The organism is Lachnoclostridium sp. An118 (assembly GCF_002160985.1).
In the GTDB taxonomy this organism is placed as follows: Bacteria; Bacillota; Clostridia; order Lachnospirales; family Lachnospiraceae; genus Claveliimonas; species Claveliimonas stercoravium.
In genome coordinates this window covers 1-23,655 of record NZ_NFLQ01000001.1, presented here as the reverse complement: position 1 = coordinate 23,655, position 23,655 = coordinate 1, and the positions used below count along the sequence as shown (strand labels likewise).

Below are 23,655 nucleotides of genomic sequence, written 5' to 3'. Positions count from 1 at the left end.
CAGGCGGCCCTTTAAAAGACCGCCTGCACAAGAAACATATACAGCACTGTGCCGGCTCCGATGCTGAGGAGGTTGTTCCTCTTCCAGACATGGAGCGCGGCCGTGACCAGCACCGCCGCTGCTTCCGGTATCCCATAGGGGGCCGAGAGCACCGGCGTTGTTTTCAGGCAGTAGACCACCAGCATGCCGATGACAGCCGGCGTCAGCACCCTTCCCAGATACTGGACCACATCCGGTATCTCCTTCCCCCTGGGAAAGATGAGGAAGGGGACCACTCTTGTCGCAAAGGTGGTCAGGGCCACCGCAAGGATGATGAGCAGCGACATTCCCACACTCAACGGCATACCTTCGCCTCCTCTCCCTCAAGGCGTGTGCGCCCCACAAAGAGGACGAGCACAATGAGCAGCATAGAGGGAAGGACAAAGCTGTCCGCCCCGAATATCTGCAGGCAGACAAACGCCGCCGCCACCCCGGTCACTTCCGGCACCCTGTTCTTTTTATCCATCCACTGCTCTACAAATATCACCACGAACAGAGCCGTCATGGCAAAGTCTATCCCCTCCGAGCTGAAGGGGATAAGTGTTCCCGCCAGGGAGCCGATGACCGAGCCGATGACCCAGTAGGACTGGTCCATGATGGAGATGGCAAAGAGGAATTTCTCCTCCTCCACATCAGGCGGCACCTTTGTGGTACACAGAAGAGAGTAGGTCTCGTCTGTCAGTCCGAATATCATGTACCATCGCTTCTTCCCCATGGAATGAAATCTGTCCAGCAGGGATATCCCATAAAAAATATGTCTTACATTCACCATCAGCGTCATAAAAATGACCTGGACAAAAGAAATACCCGGCACGAAAAAATTCACTGCCAGATATTGTCCCGAGCCTGCGTACACCAGAAGGCTCATCAGCATGGCCCACAAAAAATTATACCCTTTCTCCGCGTACATCACGCCGAAGGCGATCCCGATAAACAGATACCCCGTCATTACAGGTATCGTATACGGGAACGCCTTCCGAAATGCATGTCTGTATCCTGTCATACTTCCTGCGTCCTTTTTATCTTTCTCGTATCTTATCCGGTCCGGCCATTGGCCGTCCCGCCTTACTCCCCACTCTGCTGCCCTGCCGAGGCCGCCTCCAGGTCAGCCAGGGCCTCCGCCAGGATGGCGTCTGACGCCACGGCCTGGTCGTAGGCCGCCTGCACCTCCGCCATCAGCTGCCCGGCATCCTCCTGAGATGCCAGAAGCTGCGCTGCATCCCGGGTCCCTTCATCCGGCAGCTCCTCCTCCACACAGAGCTCTCCTGTCTCTTCATCCGGCTCTATATAGAGGATCTCCAATCCGGGAGCCATGGTGTAGATATCCTTTATCTTCATATCATAGCGGACAAACGCCAGATATGTGTCCTTGTACTTTCCCCGCTTCGTGTAGGTCTTCAGATTTTCATACCCTTCCGCAAACGGGCTCTGCGCAGTCCTCTCTTCGTAGTATCTCCGGACTGCCTCCGTGATCTCGGAGTCTGTCTCCTCCCTGAGCGGATTACTCTCCGCCTCCCGCCATCCTTTGTTCTCTGTCTGCACGTCTTCACTCTGGACAGGTACGGTCTGTTCCTCTCTGTCCCTGGCAGCTTTTTCCCCTCTGTAAACGGCTCCGGCAGCCACCGCGGTCACGGCCAGCAGCACACAGACAGCAATCCCTGTCATGCGTCTTCTGCTCCCCGCGCCCTGACTGCCTTTTTTTCTGTTTTCTTTCATGACAACCTCCATTACAATGTGATCATCAGGCGCCGGCAGACAAGGGGCACTACAAATGATACTCGCAAATATTTAAAAAGTCAAGGCAGCCCGCCGGGCAGTTTTTTAAAATTTACCCCTTGAATTTCCAGGCTGGTTATGCTATTATACTACTTGTCTCTGTAGCTCAGTGGATAGAGCACTGCCCTCCGGAGGCAGGTGCGCCAGTTCGACTCTGGTCAGAGACGTAAAGAGGAACAGCTTCAACGGCTGTTCCTCTTTTTTTGTGCGATACACCCGGATGGTGACCGCGGTGCTTGCACGCGCCCCCACATGATCCTCCTTCAGCTCTCCGGGCTGTCTGCCGCCCAGGGGGGCATGGCCAGCCTGTCCTCCTCTCTCCTGTAGTGATAGGGAACATCCGAGAGGACCTCCTCCTCTCTCACCTGTGTCTCATTTATCTCCTTTACGATCGTGGCAGTCTCCTGCCAGGAGGGAGCGCTGCTGTCCGGAACGATGATCACCTCATGGACGCTGCTGGGGAGCACGTAAAAGTCCTCCTCCAGGTATTTCCCTATATTTTTCAGGACATTCCGATACAGGACAGCCGCGGCTCCGAAATTCCGGATACAGTTGCTGAGGACGTACATGCTTCCCCCCGGCTCCTCCGGTCCTTCCTCCAGCGCGCCCGGCTCCTCCCCGCTCCCGGCAAGAAGGGCGTAAAGGGTGGTGAACCGCTCCGGAAGGAGCTTCTGTGTATTGGCACAGGCCTCACGGTATATTTCCTCCCTGGTGACCTTCCACCACTTCAAATGTTCGTTTCTGACAAGCATGGTGGCAATCCTGTCCTCCTCCTTCATGTCCACCAGCACATGGAAGACAATGGCCAGGTCCAGACAGGGGAAGTGGGGCACCTGCAGAAGCAGCTCTCTGTTCCTCTCCCTGCTGATGAGCTGATAGATCAGCCTGGGCCTCACATTGACATACTTTGTCACGAACTCCCCCTCCCAGGAGTGCTGCATCCGCACATGACTGTAGAGGCTCATGATCTGGTCTGCCACCTGCTCGAGGGAACAGCCCTGCCGGTATCTCTCGTAGTACTCCTCCAGGTAAATGGTTGGTGACACATTGACTCCGGGTTCGCAGAACACGACCCCTTTTCTCTCCTTCCCATTGTTTTTCGTCGCCTCCCTGACATAGAGGGTCCTGCCTGCGCCAAGACGGCCCTTAAGCTCCGCCTCCATCTGCTCTATAAACTGTTCATATGACATACTGCTCCTTTCTCTGCATGTTTTTTTGTGAAACGCTGCCTGGAAAAAGGCTGATCTGAAGACAGACACTCAAAAATGGTACGACCCGGCTTTGCCGGAATGAATATTATGGTGACTTATATTATAAAAAAGCCCTGCATAAAATGCAAGGCCTTTTCATCATTCTTTTACTTTTCAAACTGCATACTAAACTCTGGACAGATACTCGCCTGTACGTGTGTCGATCTTCAGCACATCGTCCTGGTTTACAAAGAGCGGAACCATGATCTGCGCGCCTGTCTCCACGATAGCCGGCTTTGTAGCTCCTGTAGCTGTATCTCCCTTCACGCCCGGCTCTGTCTCTGTCACACGGAGCTCGACCGTGATAGGCGGCTCAATGGCAAATACATTGCCCTCGTGGGAGATGACCTTTACTGTGTCGTTCTCCTTTACGAATTTGAGGGAGTCACCCACAACGTCCGCATTGACAGCCAGCTGGTCAAATGTCTCCATATCCATGAAGTTGTAGAGGTCTCCGTCTGAGTACAGATACTGCATATCCTTTCTGTCGATATGGGCTGTCTCAAACTTCTCTGTTGGGCGGAAGGTCTTCTCCACAACACCGCCGTTGATGATGTTTTTTAATTTAGTACGGACAAAAGCCGCACCCTTTCCGGGTTTTACATGCTGGAAATCAAGGATCTGATAGATATTTCCCTCAATCTCCACGGTTAATCCGTTTTTAAAATCTCCTGCTGAAACCATTATGATCCTCCTTAAACTGTACCTTCAGATAGTACATGTCGTTCTTTTTCACTTGTTCCATTTTATAATACTCTGGGGCTTTTTTCAACCTTTTTTTCCATTCAGGCTCTTTCTGTAAAAATAGAGCACGATTTTCTCCAGATAGCGCTTCAGCACGATCTGGATCTCCTCCCTGGGATGAATGGGCTTTACGAGGATATTGGGGATGCCTGCCCTCTTTGCCCCCCACACGTCGGTAAAGAGCTGGTCCCCGATAAAGACCGTGCTCTCCCGGTCTGTGCCCATGATCTCCATGGCCTTGATGTAGTTTTTCACAGAGGGCTTGTGGGCATTGTAGACATAGTCCACCCGGATGGGCTCGTTGAAGGTCTTCACCCGCTTCTCCTGGTTGTTGGAGATAAGGCAGCACCGGAAGCCGATATCCTTCAGTCTTGCAAAGAGCCTCACCGCACGCTCGTCAGCAGGGGCTCCGTGGGGGACCAGGGTGTTGTCGATGTCAAAGATCAGGCCCCGCACGCCCTCCTCATACAGCTTTTCGTAATCTATTATATATGTGGAAGCCACATATCTGTCGGGAAAAAATCGCTCAAACATCACTTTCCTTCCATCTCCGTCAGCTTCTGGATCATCTCCTCGCAGACCTGGAGCACAGTCTTTCCGTCTGTGTTCACCACGATGTCCGCAGCCGCCTCATACTTCTCCCGGCGCTGCTCCATCAGCTCTGAAATCCCCTGCACATTCTTTCTTCCATTGAGGACAGGGCGGCTGTTGCTGTCCTTCACTCTCTCGTAAATAGTCTCAGGACTTGCGGTCAGGAGCACGACCCGGCCGTTCTTCTTCATCTCAGCCACATTTCTCTCCCGCATGGCCACGCCGCCTCCGCAGGAGATGACCGTGTTCTTCCTGGACTGCATCTCGACCAGCAGACCTGTCTCCAGCTCGCGGAAGTACTCCTCTCCGTATGTAGCGAAAATATCCTGGATGCTCATCTCCTCCCGCTCCTCGATCACCTGGTCCATCTCCACGATGTTCATGGCAAACATGGTGCTCAGGTAATCGGAGATGGTCGTCTTGCCGGCTCCCATAAATCCGATAAGGATGATATTATAGTCAAACAGCTTCCTTGCCTGGATGCGCTTGCTGTTGCGGTTGATCCGGCGGAAAACATCGTATATCTCTTCTCTGTATTTGTTGTCTCCAAGCTTTTCCTTCAGGCGCGCCGCCTGCTTTGCCTCCTGCTGGGGCTGGAGGATCGGCATACCGTACTCTTCTTTGTACGCCATGATCTTCTCCACTATGGCGTTCCTCTCTACCAGCGCGTCAATAATCTTGTCGTCACACAGCGCAAGCTGTTCACGGTACATCTCCAAATCGTTCATCGCTTTTCTCTCCTATTATGTCTATGATATGTCTTCCGAAAATACATTTTCATATTATATCAAAACATATGCGGATTTTCAATGAGAATGAGTGAAAAATCAGTGGCTCTCCCCTTTCCTGCAGCCCTTTTCCGAAAACCATAGATATATTCTATCGTCAGCCGCAAAAACATGAATTTGTTTTATCTTTAACAATGTTTTATACTGTTGTTATAGCGAAGTTCTGCTTATCTGAAAAACTACATTAACGGAGGTAAATCAAATGAAGAACAACTTCAAACACATCTTCAGCCCCCTCACGATCAACGGTATGACACTCCCGAACCGTGTTGTCATGATGCCCATGGGAAGCGACTTTGCCGGGCATACAGGAGAGCTGAGTGATGAGCACATCAAATACTATGAGCTGCGCGCAAGAGGCGGCACGGGGCTCATCATCGTGGAAAATGTGTGCGTGAAATATCCGGAGGGCTCCAACGGAACCACACAGCTGCGCATTGACAAGGACTGCTACATTCCCCGTCTCTTCAATCTGACAGAGGCCTGTCACAGATACGGCGCCTGCATGGGCGTACAGCTGAACCACGCCGGCGCTTCTGCCATGTCCTCAAGGATCGGCATGCAGCCTGTCTCCGCCTCCAATCTTCCTTCCAAAGAAGGCGGCGAAGAGCCACGCCCGCTGACAAGAGAAGAGCTTGAGAGCATTGCAAAGGATTACGGCGCTGCTGCGCGCCGCGCGGTAAACGCAGGCTTTGACATGGTGGAGATCCACGCCGGACACTCCTACCTGATCAGCCAGTTCCTCTCACCTACCATGAACAACCGTACAGACGAGTTCGGCGGCTGTGCCGAGAACCGCGCACGCTTCTGCCGCATGGTCATCGACGAAGTCCGCGCGGCCGTTGGTCCGAGAGTGCCGATCTCCCTTCGTCTGAGCGTGGACGAGCTGGTAGAGGGCGGAAACACAGTGGAGGACTGCCTGGAGTACCTGGAGTTTTTAAATGACGGTGTGGACATGTTCGACACCTCCTCTGCCCTGAACCCTTCCATCCAGTACCAGATCGACGCCAACTATTTAGAGGACGGATGGCGCTCCTACATGGCAAAGGCTGTCCGGGATAAATTCCACAAGCCTACCATTGCCATTGGAAACATCCGCAACCCCCAGGTGGCAGAGGACATCCTGGCAAGGGGCGACGCAGACCTGATCGGCATGGGCCGCGGCCTGATCGCAGATCCTGACTGGTGCAACAAGGCAAGATACGGCAACGTGGAAGACATCCGCAAATGTATCTCCTGCAACATCGGCTGCGTGGGCAACCGTATCGGAGGCAACAAGCCGCTGCGCTGTACCGTGAACCCGGATCTTATCAACGGAGAGGCCTACAAAAAACAGAAAGTGAACAAACCCTGCAATGTCGTTGTTGTGGGCGCCGGTACAGCCGGACTGGAAGCTGCCTGCACAGCTGCTGAGGTGGGCTGCCATGTCACACTTCTGGAAAAGCAGGATCATGTAGGCGGACTTTCCGTGGAAATCTCCAGAATTCCGGCCAAGAAACGTCTGGCAGATTTCCCGACATACCTGAAGCACCGGGCAGAGAGCCTGGAAAACCTGACTATCAAGACAGGTGTGGACGTGACTGTGGATATGATCAGACCCTACAGCCCGGACCTGGTTGTAAACGCTACCGGCTCTGTACCGCTTCTTCCGCCCATCGAAGGACTTCATGAAAATCTGGGCAAAGAGGATACAGGCGTGTACGGCATCAAGGATCTGATGGATGACATCCCGGCCTTTGACAAAGACATGAACGGCAAGAAGGTCATCGTCATCGGCGGCGGCGCGGTAGGTCTTGACGTGGTAGAATTCTTCGCCCCCAGAGGCGCAGAGACAACCATTATCGAAATGATGCCCGTCATCGGCAAGGGGCTGGATGCCTCCACCACTTCCAGCATGAAGGAGTGCATGAAAAAGCACAGCGTGACACAGCTTGTGAACACAGCTCTGCTGAAAGTCAACCCCCACTCCTTCACGGTGAAACGCGACGGCCAGGAGGAGGAGCTGCCATTCGACTACGGCTTTGTATGCCTGGGCATGAAGGCTCACGCGCCCCTCTGGAACGACATTGTGGAAGGCTTCGAGGGTGAAGACACAGAGATCCTCAACATCGGTGACTCCGTGCGGGCACGCCGCATCATAGACGGAACCGACGCAGGCCGCCACATGGTGCTTGCCACATTAGACAGACTGGGATACCTGTAGAGCGCACCCCGATAAAAGCTCCGGGGCCAGTCGAAATATCCTTTTTTATAGATGAACCCGGTTGTGTTCACAGGCGAATGCCCCCGTGATATCCGGACCCGCCTGGGTCTTTGGAGCATCACGGGGGCATTTCTTTTCCCTGACAGACCGCAATGCATAAATAAACATTCCACATAATATTTATAAATAATATGAATTTTTAATACACTTTAACCCGTGATACGATCAAATAGTTTTAGGTAGGACGGCCGATTTACCAGAACATTGTAACTTCTTGTATGTAATGCTCTACAGAAAGGAATGTGAGGGAAATTCTTTAAAAAGATATCCACATCCATGCTGGTTGCCTTCACCACTACCTCATCAGCGGCCACACTTCCTGTATCCATCAAGATTGCGGAGGAGAGGCTGGGATGTTCGGAAAAGGTTTACGGATTTACCCTTCCCCTGGGAAATACATGTAACATGGACGGAGCCGCTATCCAGTACAGTGTCATCGCGATCTTCGCCTGCAACCTGTTCGGGCTTGACATCACGCCGGAAAGGATCTTCCAGTTTATTTTCTTAAGTCTGATCCTCTCCATCGGCGCCGCCGGCGTAAAGGGTTCCGGAATCGTCATGTCCACCATCATCATCCAGACCATCATCGGAGATGTGGGCCTGACGCTCATCCCGGTCATGGCGGCTGTATGGCCGATCCTTGACCCATTCGCCACAATGGCAAACAACGTGGGAGACCTGACCGGCACCACGCTAGTGTCAAAGAGCCTGAAGATGCTGGACGAGGACGTATATAACAGCTAAGGCAGACAGATTTTTAAACAGATCACAAAACCCAAATCCATCCTGGGCAGGCGCCGCTCGTACGAGTTCACGCCTGCCTAGGATTTTTCGTATCAGCCCGCCGGCCAGATTTCCGGGAGAGCCCTGTTGATCTCTCTGCCTCTGTTCCAAAAGCTGGATCTGCCTGATGGAGACCCCCGATCTTTCTGCCAGCTCTCTCCGGGAAAGTCCCGCATATCCTCAAGGATGCGCTGGGCAGTTCCAGGATGATCTTCATCGCAGGCGCGCATCCTCATGCTTTCACTCCTTTCCCGCTCCTACTATATCTACAAAGTGATATAAAACGATCTTCCTCTGGACATTTCCACCCTCTTCTTATAAAATAGAAACTACATTTCAAGCAAAAGAGAGGATAAACCAATGGCAGAAAAAACACTGGAACAGGTCACAAGGGAGATAGAGCAGGTCCTGGAGCTCAACGACGCAGGCCAGACCGTAACAAAGATCAGCCAGGAGCTGGACCTGGAGGAGGACTACATCTGCAGCATCCTGGTCTGCCGCCAGAGCCACTCTGACGACGCGGCCTCCATCGCCCACATGGTCATGATGGGATAACAGCAAATAGCAATAGCAGAAAACAGCATTACAGAAAAAGGCAGCAGCGCACCGGGTCATGCACATAGCGTTTTCCCCGGGCACTGCTGCCTTTTCCTTTTATATTTTATCTTTCAGTCCCCTGTTTTACCGCAGTCCAGAAGCGTCCTGCTTACAAGCGTCCTATTTATCTCCCAGCACAAGCTTTGCGAACTCATCCACGCTCATGCTGCCGATGTCTCCCTCGTCTCTTCTGCGGACGGAGACGCACTCTCCCTCCACTTCCTTCTCGCCGACGATGAGCATGTAGGGAACTTTCTCCATCTGGGCGCTGCGGATCTTGTAGCCCAGCTTCTCACTCCTGTCGTCCGTCTCCACGCGGACGCCTGCCGCCTTCAGCGCGTCAGACACCTTCTCTGCATAGTCGGCAAATTTCTCGGATACGGGAAGTATCTTCACCTGCACAGGTGAGAGCCATACCGGGAATTTTCCGGCATAGTGCTCGATGAGGATACCGATGAAACGCTCGATGGAGCCGAATGCCACTCTGTGGATCATGATGGGGCGGTGCTTCTCTCCATCCGCTCCCGTGTACTCCAGGTCAAATCTCTGGGGCATCTGGAAGTCAAGCTGGATGGTTCCGCACTGCCATGTCCTTCCGATGGAGTCCTCCAGGTGGAAGTCGATCTTCGGGCCGTAGAAGGCTCCGTCTCCCTCGTTCACCACATAGTCCAGTCCAAGGGACTCCAGAGCGCCTCTGAGGGCGTTTGTAGCCATCTCCCACTCCTCGTCCGTACCCATGCTGTCCTCGGGCCTTGTGGAGAGCTCTACGTGGTATTTAAAGCCGAATTTGGAGTACACCTCGTCGATCAGTCTGGCCACGCCCTTGATCTCATCCTGGACCTGGTCCTCTGTCATAAAAATGTGGGCATCATCCTGCGTAAAGCAGCGCACCCGCATCAGGCCGTGGAGCTGTCCGGATTTCTCGTGGCGGTGCACCAGTCCCAGCTCACCCACCCGCATGGGCAGGTCCTTGTAGGATCGGGGCTCCACCTTGTAGACAAGCATGCCTCCGGGACAGTTCATAGGCTTCACTGCATAGTCCTCATCATCAATGACTGTGGTATACATATTGTCCTTATAGTGATCCCAGTGTCCGGAGTTCTCCCAGAGATGACGGCTCAGGATGATAGGTGTGGAAATCTCCACATAGCCCTCTCTCGTGTGCAGCTTTCTCCAGTAATCGATGAGCAGGTTCTTGAGCACCATACCCTTGGGAAGGAAGAACGGGAAGCCCGGCCCCTCCTCCATGATAGCAAAAAGTCCAAGCTCTTTGCCCAGCTTTCTGTGGTCCCTCTTCTTCGCCTCCTCGATCTTGGCCAGATACTCGTCCAGCTCCGCCGCCTTGGGGAAGGAGGTGCCGTAGATCCTTGTCAGCATCTGGTTGTGCTCGTCGCCATGCCAGTAGGCGCCCGCCACGCTCTGGAGCTTGAACGCCTTCACTACGCTTGTGTTGGACACGTGGGGGCCTGCGCACAGGTCCACGAACTCGCCCTGCTTATAGAGACTGATCTCTTCGCCCTCGGGAAGTTCCTCGATAAGCTCCACCTTGTAGGGCTCGCCTCTGTCCTCCATGAGCTTTAATGCCTCTTCTCTGCTGACCGCGCTCCTCTCCAGGGGAAGGGCCTCTTTCACGATCTTCTTCATCTCTTTTTCCACGTCTGCCAGATGCTCTGTTGTGAACGGGAAGCTGAATTCAAAATCGTAGTAAAATCCGTCCTTGATAGCCGGTCCGATGGCACATTTTGTGTCCGGCCAGAGACGCTTCACTGCCTGCGCAAGGATGTGGGATGTGGTGTGGCGGAACGCCTCCTGTCCCACATCGTCCGCGAATGTCAGGTCCTGGACAGACCCGTCTTTCATGCTCACTTTCATAGTCTTTCTTCTCCTTTCTCTGCTTTCATCCAGACAGCTATCAGAGGACTTTTCTCTAAAACAAAAAACACCCCTGCCGGGACTGCTTCTTCGTCCTCCGCAAGGGTGCAATTCTCTGCACGGTTCCACCTTTATTTTTCACTCAAAAGGATTTCATTTCCTCAAAATAAAATCCTGTCCCTTAACGCGGGCTGCGTCACCGCTTACTGGGCCTTCTGGCCGTTCTGCAGTGCGGCTCGGGAATGGTTTTCATCGTCCATCTGCTATAAGGGACTTCCAGCATCCTGCCCCTCTCTCTGGATAGCTCCGGAGGACTACTCGTTTCCGTCTGTGCCTTTCCTGTCTGAGATTGTGTTTTTATTCTTCGCCAGCTTTTTTGTCCATGCTTTGGACCTGCCAGCTATTTTTTATTATATCCATCTGGCGGAAAAAGTCAATCCTTTTATCCGCGAAAAGGCAAGGATGAAAAGGCATAACGCCTCTAAGTCCGTTCTATGGCCGCCCCCACGTCCGCCCGGAACTGGTCCCAGGCTTCCTGGTTCTCCACAAAGTACTTGGGACAGTTCTTGCCTGTGACGTCGTAGTGGCGGATGACGTCATTTTCATCCAGCCCGAACTTCAGGCAGAGCCAGGCGGTGAGCTGCACCATGGAGCGGTAGGTGGCATCGTTGAATTTCCCCGACTCATCAGGATGGCAGCACTCGATGGACACTGTGTCGATATTCCTGGAGTTGGAGGCGTAGGCCACCTCCCAGGTAGGCACACACTGGACGATCTCCCCGTCCAGGCCCACGATAAAGTTGCTGCTGGCCTGGGTCTCATGGCTGTCCTTGAGGCCCTCAAAGTAATTCCGGTTATCTATGGCCGTGGAGCCGGGATTGGCCGTGTAGTGGATCACGATGCCGTTGATGCGCCCGGTGGCGTCCCCCGGTCTGGAGTAGGGATTGACAGTCAAAAGTTCCACGTCTATGTCCGGCCTGGAGGCATCCACCTGGGCGCTGTCGTACTCTATGTACCCGCCGCCCAGCCACTGGGGGCGGACCACCCGGACGACCGCTAAAGCAGCAAGCAGGGCTGCCAGAATGATCAGCCCTGCCTTCCAGTATTTTTTCATCTGTCTCTGATGCTGTACTTTAGTCCTTCTCTTCTTTATTCTTCCCGCTCTGCTGTTCATCATATGATCTCCAACCTCTTTACCTGTTTATTCTATCATATTCAGAAAAAGAAAATGTGAAGACTTACTTATGATTTTATAAATTTTATCTGCCGGATGTAAATTTATAGCTGGTGACTGTGTCGTATGTCTCCCCCGCCCGCACCACGGGACCGGCAAAATCCTCCTTGTGCACAGCGTCCGGGAAATACTGGGTCTCAAAGCAGACGCCGCTCCGCTTTCCGTAAGCGCATCCGCCCTTTCCCGCATCTCCCTCCAGGAAATTGCCGCAGTAGAGCTGCATGCCCGGAAGGTCCGTGTACACCTCCATGGAGATGCCGCTCTTCTCACAGCTCAGGCTGGCCACCTTCCGGAAGCCGGAGCCATTCAGGGCCCAGTTGTGGTCGTAGCCGCCGCCGAACTTCAGGGCCTGGTAGTCCTCCTCTATATCCCGGCCTACAGGCTTTTCCTCCCGGAAATCCATGGGAGTTCCCTCCACCGGTGTGATCTCTCCTGTGGGGATGGACTGGGCGTCCGCCTCTGTGTAGGCGTCCGCATCGATCCACACCTCCTGGTCCAGGATAGTGCCCGAGCTCTGCCCTGCAAGGTTGAAGTAGCTGTGGTTGGTCATGTTGAGAAGGGTATCCTCCTTTGGCACAGCGTGATAGTGGATCTTCACCTCATTGTCCCCTGTCAGGGTGTAGGTGACTGTGATATCCACTTCTCCCGGGTATCCCTGATCTCCGTCCGGGCTGTGAAGGCTCAGCACGATGTGATCCTTCCCGTACTCTTCCACTCTCCACATCCGCTTGCTGTAGAAGTCCATGCCGCTGTGGAGATTGTTTCCATTGTCATTTTTGTCCAGCTGATACGTCCTTCCATTCAGCTCAAAGGAGGCGCCTCCGATGCGGTTGGCCACTCTTCCCACGATAGCTCCGAAAAATTTGTCTCCGGCCTCATATCCGGCCGCATCATCATAGCCAAGAACTACATCGACCAGCTTTCCTTCCCGGTCCGGCACAAGCACCTTCACCAGAGTGGCGCCGTAATCTGATACTGCGATCTGCATGCCGTTTTTGTTTTCCAGTGTGTACAGAGTGGTCTCCCACCCTGCGGATGTCTTTCCAAATGTCTCTGTCATATGCTTTACCCCCTGTCTGTCAGAAGCCCGCCCAAAAAGGGCAGGCTTCGTCCTGAAATCTCTTTCTATTCGTCCACGCTGTAGTTGGGAGCTTCCTTCGTGATATGGATATCATGGGGATGGCTCTCCTTTAAGGATGCTGCTGAGATCTTGATAAAGCGCGCATTGGTCTTCAGCTCTTCAATGGTAGATGTTCCGCAGTATCCCATACCGGACCGGAGTCCGCCCATGAGCTGGAACACCGTGTCCTCCACAGTTCCCTTGTATGCCACGCGGCCCTCTACGCCCTCGGGAACAAGCTTCTTGGCGTTCTCCTGGAAGTAGCGGTCCTTGCTTCCGTTCTCCATGGCTGCAATAGATCCCATGCCCCTGTATACCTTGTACTTTCTTCCCTGGAACAGCTCGAAAGTTCCCGGGCTCTCGTCGCATCCCGCAAAGATGCTTCCCATCATACATACATTGGCGCCTGCGGCAATGGCCTTTGTCATGTCGCCGGAGTACTTGATCCCTCCATCGGCAATGATCGGGATACCGTACTTGTCCGCCACCTCATAGCAGTCCATGACCGCCGTGATCTGGGGCACGCCGATACCGGCCACGATACGTGTCGTGCAGATGGACCCCGGACCGATGCCGACTTTGACCGCGTCAGCGCCGGCCTTGATGAGCGCCTCAGCAGCCGCGCCTGTTGCCACATTACCTGCAATGACCTGCAGATCCGGGAATTTGCTCTTGACCATGTCAATGGTGTGCAGCACATTGGCAGAGTGTCCGTGGGCAGAGTCAAGCACCACAACGTCCACCTTGGCATTCACCAGCTCATGGGCTCTCTCCAGGCAGTTGGCTGTGATCCCAAGGGCAGCGCCACACAGGAGACGTCCCTGCTCATCCTTGGCAGACAGAGGATATTTGATCTGCTTCTCTATATCTTTGATGGTGATCAGCCCCTTCAGGTTGAAATCATCATCAACGATGGGTAATTTCTCTTTTCTCGCCTTGGCCAGGATTTTCTTGGCCTCCTCCAGGGTGATGCCCTCCTTTGCGGTGATCAGTCCCTCAGATGTCATGGACTCCTTGATCTTCTTTGTAAAGTCCTCCTCAAACTTCAGGTCACGGTTGGTAATGATACCCACCAGCTTTCTGCCCTCGGTGATGGGGACACCGGAAATCCGGAATTTGCCCATCAGCTCATTGGCGTCTGCCAGTGTGTTTTCCGGGGAAAGATAGAATGGATCCGTGATAACGCCGTTCTCTGAACGCTTTACCTTGTCTACCTCTTCCGCCTGCTGTTCAATAGACATATTTTTATGGATGATACCAATGCCGCCCTGGCGCGCCATGGCGATAGCCATGCGGTGCTCTGTGACCGTGTCCATTCCGGCACTCATCATGGGAATATTCAGTCTGATCTTCTTTGTAAGATATGTGGACAAGTCTACCTGATTTGGGATTACCTCTGAGTATCCTGGCACTAAAAGCACATCGTCAAATGTGATTCCCTCTCCGATAATTTTACCCATCGTTTATTCCTCTCTTTCTTTTGTCATGTTTAACTGCTATCATACCCAAAGACTGCTGTCTTTGTCAACAACTTTTCCTTTATTGCACCAATTTTGTCGTGCCTGCTATTTCCGGATAACTTTTCTTGGCGCCATGAGGAAAAAGCCCTCCACCAGGTCGCTGTTTGGCTCAATAAGTATCTTTGCCGTCTCCCCTGCCCTTGTAAATACGAGGACATAGCGGTTCGGGGCAGATGTGATGCCGCTGCTGTAATCATAAATCTTTCCTGTTTTGTAGGACTGCAGCTGGAAGGCTCCCTCCGGGGCAAGCAGCTCCATATCCTTCACATTTACAGAGAGCATGTGCTTCCTGCGCTCCTTGTGCATCACCTTGTCAATGTCCAGGTCTCCGTTAATGTAAATGTATTCGTACTCCACATCCATCCTCCTGAACAGAAATACGTCAGCCACAACAAACAGTATAGGCACAAGAATTAAAAGGGGCATTAAAAAAGCGATAAAAAAGCTGATTACTGTCAGCACGATCAGCAGGATTTTCATCGCTATATCCTTCCCGTCTGTCTTCTTCTTGACCAATTGCTCTGTATAGAAGTCACCCATCTTTCTTCCTCCAATGTCAGTTTCTCAGGCAGGATTTGCCTGTGGACATTATAGCACATCCAAATATAAAAAGAAAACTCCCCGGGGGGAGTTTTCTAAATTTTCATCTTTATAAAGAAGCGTGATTACATCATGCCCATTCCGCCGCCTGCCGGTGCTGCAGGAGTCTCTTCTTTGATGTTTGCAACAACGGACTCTGTTGTCAGCAGTGTGGATGCCACGCTTGTCGCATTCTGCAGAGCGCTCCTTGTAACCTTTGCAGGATCCAGGATTCCGGCTTTCACCATGTCCACATACTCCTCTTTGTATGCGTCGAATCCCTGTCCGGGCTCGGACTCTCTTACTTTGTTGATGATGACAGCGCCCTCCAGTCCGGCGTTGGCAACAATGTGGAACAGAGGAGCCTCAAGAGCCTTCAGCACAACATTTGCACCTGTCTTCTCGTCACCTTCCAGAGTGTCGGCAAGTTTTGCCACTTCCTTGGAAGCGTGGATGTATGCGGAACCGCCGCCTGCGATGATACCTTCCTCAACGGCTGCCCTTGTAGCTGCAAGAGCGTCCTCCATGCGGAGTTTTGCCTCTTTCATCTCTGTCTCTGTGGCAGCTCCCACACGGATGACTGCAACACCGCCTGCCAGTTTGGCAAGTCTCTCCTGTAACTTCTCTCTGTCAAAGTCAGATGTTGTCTCCTCGATCTGTGCTTTGATCTGAGCGATACGAGCCTGGATAGCGTCTTTCTCTCCAAGTCCGTCTACGATGACTGTGTTCTCTTTCTGGACTTTTACGGATTTTGCACGTCCAAGCTGATCCAGTGTTGTCTCTTTCAGGTCCAGTCCAAGCTCGTCAGAGATCACCTGTCCGCCTGTCAGGATAGCGATGTCTTCCAGCATGGCTTTTCTTCTGTCGCCATATCCGGGAGCTTTGACAGCTACCACGTTGAATGTACCGCGCAGTTTGTTTACGATAAGTGTGGTGAGAGCCTCGCCCTCCACGTCCTCAGCGATGATGAGGAGTCTTGCGCCTGCCTGCACAACCTGCTCAAGCAGCGGAAGGATCTCCTGGATGTTGGAAATCTTCTTGTCTGTGATAAGGATATATGGATCTTCCAGATTTGCCTCCATCTTATCCATGTCTGTGCACATGTAAGCAGATACATATCCGCGGTCGAACTGCATACCTTCTACCAGATCCAGCTCTGTCTTCATTGTCTTGGACTCCTCGATAGTGATAACACCGTCGTTGGAAACCTTCTCCATAGCCTCTGCTACCATCTCGCCTACTTCGTCGTCGCTGGCTGAGATAGCTGCTACTCTTGCGATCTGGTCTCTGCCTGTCACCTTGCTGCTCATGCCCTGGATAGCCTCTACCGCTTTATCTGTAGCTTTCTTCATACCTTTTCTCAGCACGATGGGGTTGGCCCCTGCTGCCAGGTTCTTCATTCCCTCGTGTACCATTGCCTGTGCAAGTACAGTAGCTGTTGTAGTACCATCACCAGCCACATCGTTTGTCTTGGAGGCAACCTCACGGATGAGCTGTGCGCCCATGTTCTCAAAAGCGTCCTCCAGCTCGATCTCCTTTGCGATGGTCACACCGTCGTTTGTGATAAGAGGTGCGCCGAATGACTTGTCGAGGACAACATTCCTTCCCTTAGGTCCAAGTGTCACTCTTACTGTATCTGCCAGCTGGTTTACGCCTGACTCCAGTGCTGCCCTGGCATCTGCTCCGTATTTGATTTCCTTTGCCATGATAATCAATCCTCCTGTTTTCCGATTTAGGTTTCTATGCTTATATTGCTTATCTTCTCTATCTCTGTACTGCTTACTACTCGATCACTGCAAGGATGTCGCTCTGTCTCACGATGATGTAGCTTTCCTCGTCCAGCTCCACCTCTGTTCCCGCATATTTGGAATAGATAACCTGCTGGCCTTCCTTCACATGCATCTCCACTTCTTTGCCGTCCACTACTCCGCCCGGGCCAACTGCGATCACTTCAGCCTGCTGGGGTTTCTCTTTGGACTGTCCCGGCAGGACGATACCGGACTTTGTAGTCTCTTCAGCAACTAACTGTTTCAATACAACTCTGTCTCCCAATGGTACTAATTTCATGAATGGTTCCTCCTTTAAGCTATCTATATAAATTTTATATTTGTCAGCACTCTTAAATGGAGAGTGCTAATAAACTCTAGTAATAAAATAGCACTCTCCATTTGTTTTGTCAACACACTTTATTTCAGTTTATATTATTTTTATAAAATCCATTTTCCACAGAGAAAATGAGCCGGCTCCCCTCTCTGTCAAAATACCGCTCCTTCACCGAGCCCTGACAGCTCACCTCCTCCGGCCTTATGCTGCAGTCGTACTCTGCATCCAGGGAGAGGTCCGTCAGCTCCCCCTCCTCCACTGTCATATACATATACTCTCTGTCCGGGTCATATGCAGTGATCCTGCAGACATATTCTCTTTCATCCATCAGCTCCCCCTCCAGGTAGACGTGGAGCATCCTGAGCACTGCAGTGCTTCCCTCGTACATAGTCGTCCTCCTTCCCAAAAGAAGGGCATCAGTTTCCCGATACCCTTTCTCTTCCTCATCTGTATTGATCACGCTCAGATTGTTTATTTATTTCTCTCTGCCTTTATCTTCTCCAGCTCTGTGAAGACATAGTCATTGACTACCTTGATGTATGTCCCCTTCATGCCCGAAGACCTGGACTCGATCACGCCCGCACTCTCGAACTTGCGCAGCGCATTTACGATAACAGACCTGGTGATGCCGACGCGGTCGGCAATCTTGCTGGCGACCAGTATGCCCTCCGTGCCCTCCAGCTCGTCGAAAATATGGATGATGGCCTCCAGCTCGGAAAAGGAAAGTGTACTGATAGCTGACTGAACGATATGCTCCTTGCGCGTCTCCTCCGCATTTTCTTCATTGACGGACCGGAGCATCTCCAGCCCTACGATCATCGTTCCATATTCACTTAAGATAATATCGTCAATCTCGTAGTCCTCTCCCTGTTTGTAAATGAACAGGGTCCCGAGCCTCTCTCCCGCGATCTCAATGGGGGTGACGATAGCCTGGTAGCCCTTTGCCGTCTCCTGCGAAAATCCCAGGGTCTCCAGATTGACGTTCTCCTTTGTTGAGAGGATGTTCAGCAGACGCTCGTTGAGCATCTCGTCTATATGGCATCCGACCTCTCCCTTGATGAGTTCCGTGATCACACCTACACCACTGCACCTGCTGACACCTAAGACCTTCCCTTTCTTGCTGATGACCAGCACGTTGGAATTCAGGATTTCCGTCAACACCTCACAGATATCGTTAAAGACAACCTTGCTGGAGTTGTTGTTGTGCAGTAATTTATTGATTTTTCTTGTTTTATCTAATAATTGTACACTCATACGCAACCTCCATCCTTTGTTGAATATATTATCATACAATTCTGGAAACATCAACAATCTTCTGTTAATTTCTGCGCATTTTTTATAAATAATTTCTATGGGTTTTCTCTGTTGTTTTCATTGTATCCGCATTCCGCGTTCATACAGACAAGCCTGCTGCCCTTTTCCACCATGTATCCGCCACATTTCGGGCATTTCTTTTCCGACGGCTTCTGCCAGGACATGAAATCGCACTCCGGGTTGTCCTCGCAGCCGTAATATCTTCTGCCCTTCTTCGTCTTGCGTATCACGATGTCCTTTCCGCACTTGGGACACTTGACGCCGATCTTCTCCAGATAGGGCTTTGTGTTGCGGCACTCCGGGAAGCCGGGACAGGCCAGGAACCTGCCGTGGGGGCCGTACTTGATAACCATGTTGCGTCCGCACTCCTCACAGATCACGTCTGTGACCTCGTCCTCGATCTTCACGGTCTCCAGCTCCTTCTCCGCTGTCTTCACCGCCTGGTCAAGGTCCGGGTAGAAGTTCTCAATGACTGACTTCCACTCCACCTTTCCCTCTGCCACCTTGTCCAGGAGGCCCTCCATGTTGGCGGTAAAGTTCACATCCACGATGGCCGGGAAGGACTGCTTCATGATGTTGTTCACCACTTCTCCCAGCTCCGTCAGATACAGGTTCCTGTTCTCCTTTGCTACGTACCTTCTGGCAATGATGGTGGAGATGGTGGGGGCGTAGGTACTTGGCCGCCCGATGCCCAGCTCCTCCAGCGTCTTTACGAGAGCTGCCTCCGTGTAGTGTGCCGGGGGCTGTGTGAAATGCTGCTTTGTATCAAACTCCTTCTTGGTGAGGACGGAATTCTCATCCAGTCCCTTCAGCAGCACGTTGGACTCCTCCTTCTCCTCGTCGGACTCCGTGTACACGGTGCGGAAGCCCTCAAAGACAACCTTGGAGGCAGCCACTGTGAACCGATAGTCGTCTGCGTCTATCTTCACGGAGGTCGTCTCGTATTTGGCGGGCTGCATGCGGCTCGCCACAAACCGCTTCCAGATGAGCTGATACAGCCGGAACTGGTCCCTTGTGAGGGAGTCCTTCATGGCTGCGGGAGTCCTGGTCACGTCCGTGGGGCGGATGGCCTCGTGGGCGTCCTGTATCTTCTTGTTGTCAGACTGCTTCGCGGTGCCGGTGGCCACAAACTGCTCCCCGTAGCTTTTTCCGATGAAGTCCCGGACACTGCTCTCCGCCTCCTCAGACACGCGGGTGGAGTCTGTACGCAGGTAGGTGATCAGACCTACCGTGCCGTTGCCCTTGATGTCAATTCCCTCGTAGAGCTGCTGGGCGATGCGCATGGTCTTCTGGGTGGCAAAGTTCAGGACCTTGGATGCCTCCTGCTGCATGGTACTGGTCGTGAAGGGGACGGGAGCCTTCTTAAAGCGCTCTCCCTTCTTCACTTCCTCCACGCTGTAGGATGCATGCTCCAGATCCTTCAGTATCTTATCAAGCTCCTCTTTGGAGTGGATGGTCATTTTTTCTTTTTCCGTGCCGTAGAATTTGGCCCGGAGGGGCTTCTTCTCCCCTTTTACATTCAGGATAGCCTCCAGGGTCCAGTACTCCTCCGGGATGAACGCGTTAATCTCATCCTCCCTGTCCGCAATGATACGCAGCGCCACGGACTGCACCCGCCCGGCGCTGAGGCCCCTCTTGACCTTGGCCCACAAAAGAGGGCTGATCTCGTACCCCACGATCCTGTCCAGGGCACGGCGGGCCTGCTGGGCGTCCACCAGGTCCATATCGATCTCCCTGGCGCTCTTGATGGAAGCCTTCACCGCGTTCTTTGTGATCTCGTTAAAGCTGATGCGGTAGGTCTTCTTGTCCTCCAGCTTCAGGGCCTTGCACAGATGCCAGGAGATGGCCTCCCCCTCCCGGTCCGGGTCGGTTGCCAGATAGACCTTGTCAGCCTTTTTTACTTCCTTCCTGAGGGCCGCGAGGATCTCTCCCTTTCCGCGTATGGTGATATATTTGGGCTCAAAGTCATGCTCCACGTCAATTCCGAGCTGGCTTTTGGGCAGGTCCCTCACATGTCCGTTGGAAGCCATGACTGTATAGCTGCTCCCAAGGAATTTTTTGATCGTCTTCACCTTTGCCGGAGACTCCACGATTACAAGATAATGAGCCATTTTTATTTTCTTCCTCCAATACTTCCTGGTGCCATTTCCCCGCCCGTTTTCTTCGTCCGATTTTTCCGTCCGATTTCCCCGTCCGTTTTCCCTGGCCGGTCATACGGCGCGGATGTAATGGCCTTTTGAAATTTCCCTGACGTATCCCTTAAGCTGCAAAGATACCAGCTGTTCCATGAGGGCTGCCGGCGCAAGAGCTGTCTCCTCCAGCAGCGAGCTGATGTCCCTGGGATACAAACCGAGACAACTATACACTATATTTTCGGCACTTTCAAGCACTTTTTTATTTTTGTCTGATTTTTCACATTCTCTTTTTCCCCTCGTTTCGCCCGTCAAAAGAGCCGCCAGAGCAGGCTCGCTGACCAGCTCCTCCAGCAGTTCCTCCGGTCCAAGAAGTATCCCCGCCCCCTGCCGGATCAGCTGGTTGCAGCCCCGGCTCAGGGGACTGTCCACGGGCCCGGGCAGGGCATACACGTCCCTTCCTTGCTCCAGAGCCATGTCCGCCGTGATGAGGGAACCGCTGCGCTCCCTGGCCTCCATCACAAGGACCGCGTCCGCCAGGCCGCTGATGATCCTGTTCCTGGCGGGGAAATTCTCTCTCCTCGGGGCAGCGCCCGGAAGCTGCTCCGACAGGATGCCTCCCTTTTTCAGGATATCCCCGTAAAGCCCTCTGTTCTGGCGAGGGTAGCACACATCCACTCCTGACCCCAGTACAGCATATGTGTCTCCACCTCCGTTTATGGCTCCTCTTCCCGCCGCGCCATCGATGCCCCTGGCCATGCCGCTGATGACCTGGACGCCCCGGCCCGCCAGGTACTCCGAGAACGCCAGGGCCTGCCTCTCCCCGTAGGCGCTGCACTGCCTGGCTCCCACGATGGCCACCGAGAGCCTGTCATCAGCGGGCAGGCGGCCCTTCACGAACAGGGCGTAGGGATGACCGGCGCACTCCCTCAGCCGTCTGGGGTAGGCCGTGTCATGGCAGGGCACAAGGCGTATCCCCTTCTCCAGGAGCCTGTCGTATTCTGCCGCCAGGTCCTTCTTTTTCTGGAAGCTTAAGATCACCTGCCTGTCCTTTTCTGTCAGGAACTCCATCTCCTCAAGCCTTTTTTCTTCTATATTATATACCGCCTCCCCGCTGCCGGCGCAGCTTCTCAGCCTCTCCTTTTTCCCTCCCGCCAGCGGGCGGATACAGGCAAGCCAGTACTCGTACTTCACACTCATCCCTCCTCTTTTTTGCACTCTCTGTCCTATCATGTCTTTTCCTGTCTTATTTTCTCCGACCTGGTCCCGGCGCTGTCAGCGCAGGTTTCCCCAGTATTTCGCGTCCGGCAGGCGGTATCCGATGGCCTCCGCCAGATGGCAGGACTGGATTTCCTCTTTTCCGTCAAGGTCCGCGATGGTCCTGGCCACCTTCAGCACCTTGTGATAGGTCCTGGCGGTCAGCCCCATCTGCTCAAAGGCTCTCTCCATGACCCGCTCCTCCTTCGTGCCCAGGGCGCAGTACTCCGGTATCTTTTTAGCCGGAAGGGACGCGTTTGTCTTGCCCGGCTCCCCTTCATACCGCCTCATCTGCCTCTCTCTGGCCAGCCAGACCCTCTCCCGTATCTTCTCCGACGTCTCCTCCGCCTCCTGCCCCGGACCGCCCTTCAGGTTCCTGTAGTCCACGGCAGGGGTGTCCATGCAGATGTCGATGCGGCTGAGGAAGGGCTGGCTGACCTTCCCCAGATACTGGCTGATGCCGACGGGCGTGCAGGCGCACCTGTCCATGTCCGGATAATAGCCGCAGGGACAGGGGTTCATGGCAGCCGTCAGCATAAAATCCGCCGGGAACTCGTAGACTCCCTGTTTTCTTGTGAGGCGTATCCTCTTCTCCTCCAGGGGCTGGCGCAGCACTTCCAACACAGACCGGGGAAACTCCGTCAGCTCGTCCAGAAAGAGGACGCCCTTGTGGGCCAGGGATATCTCCCCTGGGGCCGGGATCAACCCTCCTCCTATGAGAGCTGCCTTTGTGGCCGTGTGGTGCACCTCCCGGAAGGGGCGCCGCCGGATGAGGGGCGTATCCTTCTCCAGCAGCCCCTGAACACTGTATATCTTTGTGATCTCCAAAGCCTCCTCCATCTCAAGAGGCGGCAGTATGGTGGGAATCCTCCTGGCGATCATGGACTTTCCGCTGCCGGGAGGGCCAATCATGAGGAAATTGTGGCCGCCCGCCACAGCAATCTCCGCCGCCCGCTTCACAGCTCCCTGCCCTTTCACCTCCTGGAAATCACCCTCAAAGACTGGCTCCACGCTGCCTGCCGACAGGGAGTTCACAGACCTAGGCTGGGACAGATCTTTTCCTGACAGCAGGTCCAGAAGCCGGGCCAGGCTGCCTGCTGCCAGCACAGGGATACCCTCCACAAGGGCTGCCTCCGCCTCGTTGCCTGCCGGCACAATGCACAGCTTATATCCCTGCTTCCTTGCCTCCCACACTATGGGCAGCACGCCCGGCACGTCCCGGATGCTGCCGTCCAGCCCCAGCTCCCCCACTGCCAGCACCTGCTCCAGCGCCTCCCGGCCCACCAGGCCCTGGGACGCCAGGATAGACAGAGCGATGGGCAGGTCAAAGGAAGCCCCCCTCTTTCGCACGCTGCCGGGTGACAGATTGATGACTGTCTTTTTCACAGGGACCTCCAGACCGCTGTTGCGGATGGCTGTGCGCACCCGCTCTCCCGCCTCCTTCACCTCTGAGGACAGATAGCCCACCATGTGGAACATGGGCAGACCGTTGCTCAGATCCGCCTCCACGCGGATGAATTTCACCTCCATGCCATGAAGGGCTGCGGAATATACCATGCCAAGACTCATAGGCACTCCTCCTAGTATAATAATGGTGTAGTCAATAATGACTACGGGTTAATAGTTACAAAGTCTAAATGAATAACTGAAGGAGGGCTTCCCTCTCCATCAGATGTTATTGTTTCCTTACCGT

22 protein-coding genes, 1 tRNA gene and 1 pseudogene are annotated in these 23,655 nt (G+C 53.5%); 4 read left to right on the top strand and 20 right to left on the bottom strand.

Annotated features, from left to right (window positions below):
• Nucleotides 1-11: 11 nt before the first annotated feature.
• The 3 genes from B5E62_RS00120 to B5E62_RS00110 form a co-directional block, all read right to left on the bottom strand.
• Nucleotides 12-344 carry a branched-chain amino acid transporter permease gene (locus tag B5E62_RS00120; RefSeq protein ID WP_087172758.1) on the bottom strand — a complete coding sequence of 111 codons (333 nt, stop codon included), beginning with the start codon at nt 342-344 and terminating at the stop codon, nt 12-14.
• Nucleotides 335-1,042: an AzlC family ABC transporter permease gene (locus B5E62_RS00115; RefSeq protein ID WP_087172757.1), complete on the bottom strand. Its 708-nt coding sequence runs from the start codon at nt 1,040-1,042 to the stop codon at nt 335-337. Before B5E62_RS00115 ends, B5E62_RS00120 begins: the two co-directional genes overlap by 10 nt.
• Before the next feature lie 62 nt (nt 1,043-1,104).
• Entirely contained in the window at nt 1,105-1,755 is a 651-nt protein-coding gene (locus B5E62_RS00110) for a hypothetical protein (RefSeq protein ID WP_087172756.1), read from the bottom strand.
• A 155-nt stretch (nt 1,756-1,910) separates the two neighbouring features.
• On the opposite strand from B5E62_RS00110, the gene B5E62_RS00105 reads away from it, so the two are divergent.
• A tRNA-Arg gene (locus B5E62_RS00105) sits at nt 1,911-1,982 on the top strand.
• A 96-nt stretch (nt 1,983-2,078) separates the two neighbouring features.
• On the opposite strand, the gene B5E62_RS00100 is transcribed toward B5E62_RS00105, so the two are convergent.
• The 4 genes from B5E62_RS00100 to B5E62_RS00085 form a co-directional block, all read right to left on the bottom strand.
• Nucleotides 2,079-3,005 (bottom strand): DUF5688 family protein, encoded by a 927-nt coding sequence (locus tag B5E62_RS00100; protein ID WP_087172755.1) that lies wholly within the window; start codon nt 3,003-3,005, stop codon nt 2,079-2,081.
• A 186-nt stretch (nt 3,006-3,191) separates the two neighbouring features.
• Nucleotides 3,192-3,749 carry an elongation factor P gene (efp, locus tag B5E62_RS00095; RefSeq protein WP_033125844.1) on the bottom strand — a complete coding sequence of 186 codons (558 nt, stop codon included), beginning with the start codon at nt 3,747-3,749 and terminating at the stop codon, nt 3,192-3,194.
• Nucleotides 3,750-3,833: 84 nt separating this feature from the next.
• Nucleotides 3,834-4,343 (bottom strand): YqeG family HAD IIIA-type phosphatase, encoded by a 510-nt coding sequence (locus tag B5E62_RS00090; RefSeq protein WP_087172754.1) that lies wholly within the window; start codon nt 4,341-4,343, stop codon nt 3,834-3,836.
• Nucleotides 4,343-5,128 carry a shikimate kinase gene (locus tag B5E62_RS00085; RefSeq protein ID WP_087172753.1) on the bottom strand — a complete coding sequence of 262 codons (786 nt, stop codon included), beginning with the start codon at nt 5,126-5,128 and terminating at the stop codon, nt 4,343-4,345. The genes B5E62_RS00090 and B5E62_RS00085 overlap by 1 nt, the downstream gene beginning before the upstream one ends.
• Nucleotides 5,129-5,390: 262 nt before the next feature.
• On the opposite strand from B5E62_RS00085, the gene B5E62_RS00080 reads away from it, so the two are divergent.
• Both B5E62_RS00080 and B5E62_RS00075 read left to right on the top strand, forming a co-directional pair.
• On the top strand, nt 5,391-7,391 hold the full coding sequence (locus B5E62_RS00080) for an NAD(P)/FAD-dependent oxidoreductase (RefSeq protein ID WP_087172752.1): 2,001 nt from the start codon (nt 5,391-5,393) through the stop codon (nt 7,389-7,391).
• Nucleotides 7,392-7,712: 321 nt separating this feature from the next.
• Nucleotides 7,713-8,195: pseudogene (locus B5E62_RS00075) on the top strand (dicarboxylate/amino acid:cation symporter); the annotation flags it as partial.
• A gap of 67 nt (nt 8,196-8,262) precedes the next feature.
• Here the strand turns inward: B5E62_RS00075 and B5E62_RS17095 are convergent.
• The gene (locus tag B5E62_RS17095; protein ID WP_206414288.1) at nt 8,263-8,451 is read right to left on the bottom strand and encodes a hypothetical protein; all 189 of its coding nucleotides are present in this window, start codon (nt 8,449-8,451) and stop codon (nt 8,263-8,265) included.
• Between the two features lie 143 nt (nt 8,452-8,594).
• On the opposite strand from B5E62_RS17095, the gene B5E62_RS00065 reads away from it, so the two are divergent.
• The gene (locus tag B5E62_RS00065; RefSeq protein ID WP_087172749.1) at nt 8,595-8,789 is read left to right on the top strand and encodes a hypothetical protein; all 195 of its coding nucleotides are present in this window, start codon (nt 8,595-8,597) and stop codon (nt 8,787-8,789) included.
• A gap of 162 nt (nt 8,790-8,951) precedes the next feature.
• Here B5E62_RS00065 and thrS read toward each other — a convergent pair whose 3' ends face one another.
• The 12 genes from thrS to B5E62_RS00005 form a co-directional block, all read right to left on the bottom strand.
• Entirely contained in the window at nt 8,952-10,703 is a 1,752-nt protein-coding gene (gene thrS, locus B5E62_RS00060) for a threonine--tRNA ligase (RefSeq protein ID WP_087172748.1), read from the bottom strand.
• A gap of 481 nt (nt 10,704-11,184) precedes the next feature.
• A complete protein-coding gene (locus tag B5E62_RS00055) occupies nt 11,185-11,880 on the bottom strand; it encodes a peptidoglycan recognition protein family protein (RefSeq protein WP_242957675.1) in 696 nt (231 codons plus the stop codon).
• A gap of 82 nt (nt 11,881-11,962) precedes the next feature.
• Nucleotides 11,963-12,997, bottom strand: coding sequence for an aldose epimerase family protein (locus B5E62_RS00050; protein WP_087172747.1), 1,035 nt, complete (start codon nt 12,995-12,997; stop codon nt 11,963-11,965).
• Nucleotides 12,998-13,062: 65 nt separating this feature from the next.
• Complete coding sequence (gene guaB / locus B5E62_RS00045; RefSeq protein ID WP_087172746.1) at nt 13,063-14,517, bottom strand: IMP dehydrogenase; 1,455 nt, start codon at nt 14,515-14,517, stop codon at nt 13,063-13,065.
• Between the two features lie 105 nt (nt 14,518-14,622).
• Nucleotides 14,623-15,117, bottom strand: a complete 495-nt coding sequence (locus B5E62_RS00040; RefSeq protein ID WP_087172745.1) for a DUF6106 family protein — start codon at nt 15,115-15,117, stop codon at nt 14,623-14,625.
• 125 nt (nt 15,118-15,242) lie between these two features.
• Nucleotides 15,243-16,862, bottom strand: a complete 1,620-nt coding sequence (groL, locus tag B5E62_RS00035; RefSeq protein WP_087172744.1) for a chaperonin GroEL — start codon at nt 16,860-16,862, stop codon at nt 15,243-15,245.
• 76 nt (nt 16,863-16,938) lie between these two features.
• Nucleotides 16,939-17,223: a co-chaperone GroES gene (locus tag B5E62_RS00030; protein WP_033125856.1), complete on the bottom strand. Its 285-nt coding sequence runs from the start codon at nt 17,221-17,223 to the stop codon at nt 16,939-16,941.
• A 124-nt stretch (nt 17,224-17,347) separates the two neighbouring features.
• Nucleotides 17,348-17,719 carry a hypothetical protein gene (locus B5E62_RS00025; protein WP_143468778.1) on the bottom strand — a complete coding sequence of 124 codons (372 nt, stop codon included), beginning with the start codon at nt 17,717-17,719 and terminating at the stop codon, nt 17,348-17,350.
• Nucleotides 17,720-17,730: 11 nt separating this feature from the next.
• Nucleotides 17,731-18,513, bottom strand: a complete 783-nt coding sequence (gene codY, locus B5E62_RS00020; protein ID WP_087172742.1) for a GTP-sensing pleiotropic transcriptional regulator CodY — start codon at nt 18,511-18,513, stop codon at nt 17,731-17,733.
• A 95-nt stretch (nt 18,514-18,608) separates the two neighbouring features.
• Entirely contained in the window at nt 18,609-20,684 is a 2,076-nt protein-coding gene (topA, locus tag B5E62_RS00015; RefSeq protein ID WP_087172741.1) for a type I DNA topoisomerase, read from the bottom strand.
• 99 nt (nt 20,685-20,783) lie between these two features.
• Nucleotides 20,784-21,905 (bottom strand): DNA-processing protein DprA, encoded by a 1,122-nt coding sequence (gene dprA, locus B5E62_RS00010; protein WP_442911345.1) that lies wholly within the window; start codon nt 21,903-21,905, stop codon nt 20,784-20,786.
• A gap of 75 nt (nt 21,906-21,980) precedes the next feature.
• Nucleotides 21,981-23,531, bottom strand: a complete 1,551-nt coding sequence (locus tag B5E62_RS00005; RefSeq protein ID WP_087172739.1) for a YifB family Mg chelatase-like AAA ATPase — start codon at nt 23,529-23,531, stop codon at nt 21,981-21,983.
• Nucleotides 23,532-23,655: the final 124 nt, after the last annotated feature.

Excerpts from the sequence above, each read along its gene's own strand:
- B5E62_RS00120 (WP_087172758.1), bottom strand. The coding sequence starts at position 344 with ATGCCGTTGAGTGTGGGAATGTCGCTGCTCATCATCCTTGCGGTGGCC.
- B5E62_RS00115 (WP_087172757.1), bottom strand. The coding sequence starts at position 1,042 with ATGACAGGATACAGACATGCATTTCGGAAGGCGTTCCCGTATACGATA.
- B5E62_RS00110 (WP_087172756.1), bottom strand. The coding sequence starts at position 1,755 with ATGAAAGAAAACAGAAAAAAAGGCAGTCAGGGCGCGGGGAGCAGAAGA.
- B5E62_RS00100 (WP_087172755.1), bottom strand. The coding sequence starts at position 3,005 with ATGTCATATGAACAGTTTATAGAGCAGATGGAGGCGGAGCTTAAGGGC.
- efp (WP_033125844.1), bottom strand. The coding sequence starts at position 3,749 with ATGGTTTCAGCAGGAGATTTTAAAAACGGATTAACCGTGGAGATTGAG.
- B5E62_RS00090 (WP_087172754.1), bottom strand. The coding sequence starts at position 4,343 with ATGTTTGAGCGATTTTTTCCCGACAGATATGTGGCTTCCACATATATA.
- B5E62_RS00085 (WP_087172753.1), bottom strand. The coding sequence starts at position 5,128 with ATGAACGATTTGGAGATGTACCGTGAACAGCTTGCGCTGTGTGACGAC.
- B5E62_RS00080 (WP_087172752.1), top strand. The coding sequence starts at position 5,391 with ATGAAGAACAACTTCAAACACATCTTCAGCCCCCTCACGATCAACGGT.
- B5E62_RS17095 (WP_206414288.1), bottom strand. The coding sequence starts at position 8,451 with ATGAAGATCATCCTGGAACTGCCCAGCGCATCCTTGAGGATATGCGGG.
- B5E62_RS00065 (WP_087172749.1), top strand. The coding sequence starts at position 8,595 with ATGGCAGAAAAAACACTGGAACAGGTCACAAGGGAGATAGAGCAGGTC.
- thrS (WP_087172748.1), bottom strand. The coding sequence starts at position 10,703 with ATGAAAGTGAGCATGAAAGACGGGTCTGTCCAGGACCTGACATTCGCG.
- B5E62_RS00055 (WP_242957675.1), bottom strand. The coding sequence starts at position 11,880 with ATGATGAACAGCAGAGCGGGAAGAATAAAGAAGAGAAGGACTAAAGTA.
- B5E62_RS00050 (WP_087172747.1), bottom strand. The coding sequence starts at position 12,997 with ATGACAGAGACATTTGGAAAGACATCCGCAGGGTGGGAGACCACTCTG.
- guaB (WP_087172746.1), bottom strand. The coding sequence starts at position 14,517 with ATGGGTAAAATTATCGGAGAGGGAATCACATTTGACGATGTGCTTTTA.
- B5E62_RS00040 (WP_087172745.1), bottom strand. The coding sequence starts at position 15,117 with ATGGGTGACTTCTATACAGAGCAATTGGTCAAGAAGAAGACAGACGGG.
- groL (WP_087172744.1), bottom strand. The coding sequence starts at position 16,862 with ATGGCAAAGGAAATCAAATACGGAGCAGATGCCAGGGCAGCACTGGAG.
- B5E62_RS00030 (WP_033125856.1), bottom strand. The coding sequence starts at position 17,223 with ATGAAATTAGTACCATTGGGAGACAGAGTTGTATTGAAACAGTTAGTT.
- codY (WP_087172742.1), bottom strand. The coding sequence starts at position 18,513 with ATGAGTGTACAATTATTAGATAAAACAAGAAAAATCAATAAATTACTG.
- topA (WP_087172741.1), bottom strand. The coding sequence starts at position 20,684 with ATGGCTCATTATCTTGTAATCGTGGAGTCTCCGGCAAAGGTGAAGACG.
- dprA (WP_442911345.1), bottom strand. The coding sequence starts at position 21,905 with ATGAGTGTGAAGTACGAGTACTGGCTTGCCTGTATCCGCCCGCTGGCG.
- B5E62_RS00005 (WP_087172739.1), bottom strand. The coding sequence starts at position 23,531 with ATGAGTCTTGGCATGGTATATTCCGCAGCCCTTCATGGCATGGAGGTG.